Origin of the sequence: Aeromonas sp. A600620 (genome assembly GCF_029479985.1) — a bacterium.
In the GTDB taxonomy this organism is placed as follows: Bacteria; Pseudomonadota; Gammaproteobacteria; order Enterobacterales; family Aeromonadaceae; genus Aeromonas; species Aeromonas veronii_A.
On the sequence record NZ_JAAKXB010000033.1, the window covers coordinates 1 to 661 of the forward strand.

Annotated in this window: 1 tRNA gene and 1 rRNA gene; both read left to right on the plus strand. The window is 48.0% G+C overall.

The annotated features are described in order from the left end of the window. Positions 1-67 (plus strand): 16S ribosomal RNA (locus tag G5533_RS20400); the annotation flags it as partial. A gap of 225 nt (positions 68-292) precedes the next feature. Further along, positions 293-368: transfer RNA gene (locus G5533_RS20405), tRNA-Glu, on the plus strand. The last annotated feature ends 293 nt before the right edge of the window (positions 369-661 follow it).

Here is a 661-nt window from a genome sequence, read left to right on the forward strand (position 1 = left end):
ATTCATGACTGGGGTGAAGTCGTAACAAGGTAACCCTAGGGGAACCTGGGGTTGGATCACCTCCTTACCTTAAGATGTCGAAGTTGTTGAGTGTTCACACAGATTGCCTTGATTCAAAGTAGTTAGAGCAAAGACCTGATGCGCAAGCGTCAGTGCTTGTTTGGCTAACGCCAAACGAGAGAAGCCCTGTCATTGGGTTTTGGGATGTGAATAATGGCGCTCGGCCTCGCAGGCTCGGCACTCGCCATTACCCAAAATCTGCACTGCTAACGCAGCGCAAAGATGATTTTGGGTCCCCTTCGTCTAGAGGCCTAGGACACCGCCCTTTCACGGCGGTAACAGGGGTTCGAATCCCCTAGGGGACGCCACTTCTCTTCTTGCTAACAAGAATGCAGACATAAGCAGTCATGTTTATGTCTGTTTTCTTCGGCCTTGAGCCGTTGCAAACATGCTCTTTAACAATCTGGAAAGCTGATTTAAAAAGTAGTTCTCAAACATTTGTTACAAGTGCTTTGGAAACTTCTTGGCGAAAACCAAATTTTATTTGGTCCTTGTTGTACGACAACAGGCTGTGCCGGTTTCACCGACACTTCTTGGGGTTGTATGGTTAAGTGACTAAGCGTACATGGTGGATGCCTTGGCAGTCAGAGGCGATGAAGGA